Raw genomic sequence first — 641 nt, 5'->3', positions numbered from 1 at the left:
GGATGGCGTCCCTTGAAGTGGTGTAGCCGTTCTTGGCCGATGTGCGCCCCCGGCTCGCCACCGCGTTGCCCCTGATGGACCGCTTGTACGCCCTGAACGAGGACGGGCCACCGTGCAACTCTCCACGGTGAACGGTGAATCCGACCGGGAGGTGCACGATGGCCCTGGCCCATGATGACCTGCTCCGCCTTCTGGAGTCACTACGCTCGGCGGACGGACTGGAGATCGTCCGGGCCGCGGCCGAACGAGTCCTGCAAGAACTGATAGAAGCCGAGGCGACACAGCACATCGGTGCCGCATGGGGCGAGCACACCGAGACCCGCACCGCCTACCGCAACGGCCACCGCGAACGGACCCTGACCACCCAGGCCGGCGACCTGGAACTCGCCATCCCCAAACTCCGCGCCGGCACCTTCTTCCCCAGCCTCCTGGAACGCCGACGCCGCGTCGACCAGGCCCTCTACGCCGTCATCATCGAGGCATACGTCCACGGCGTGTCCACCCGCAGCGTCGACGACCTGGTCAAAGCCCTCGGCTCGGACACCGGCATCTCCAAGAGCGAGGTCTCCCGGATCTGCGGCGACCTCGACGAAAGCCTCACCGCCTTCCGCAACCGCCCCCTGGACCACTCCCGCTTCCCC

1 protein-coding gene is annotated in these 641 nt (G+C 67.7%); it reads left to right on the top strand.

What is annotated here, in order from left to right:
* Nucleotides 1–158 precede the first annotated feature (158 nt).
* Nucleotides 159–641: transposase (locus ACL02U_RS32940; RefSeq protein ID WP_412794682.1), on the top strand; the 483-nt coding region annotated here is incomplete at its 3' end.

Source organism: Streptomyces sp. MS06 (assembly GCF_047200655.1).
Taxonomy (GTDB): Bacteria; Actinomycetota; Actinomycetes; order Streptomycetales; family Streptomycetaceae; genus Streptomyces.
This window is presented reverse-complemented; position numbering and strand designations above follow the sequence as displayed.